This window comes from Telluria sp. AZSoR62 (assembly GCF_058111565.1).
The window spans coordinates 1-244 of the sequence record NZ_JBYTST010000519.1 but is presented as its reverse complement, the minus strand read 5'-3'; the positions used below and the strand labels follow the sequence as shown (position 1 = coordinate 244).

General features: G+C 69.3%; 1 protein-coding gene. It reads right to left on the bottom strand.

Annotation, left to right across the window (positions count from 1 at the left end):
- Positions 1-244 (bottom strand): MBL fold metallo-hydrolase (locus AC3XQU_RS24605; RefSeq protein WP_489876726.1); only part of this gene is annotated, 244 nt, incomplete at both ends.

The window sequence follows — 244 nt, the reverse complement described above, 5'->3', positions numbered from 1 at the left end:
ATCGGTGCATCGGCCTCGTGGATCACCACCTGGGCGCGCCGTCCGGTGAGTTCCCACAGCGCGTGCGCGCCGCCGATGTGGTCGATATGTCCGTGGGTCAGCAGGACCCAGCGGACGTCCTCGATTCGGCGGCCGATCGCTTCCAGCGCCGGCACCATGCCCTCGGCCGGCGAGGACGCGATGCCCGTGTCGACGATGGCCGGCTCCGGGGCGTCGATGAAAAAGCTGTAGAGACCGAACCGGC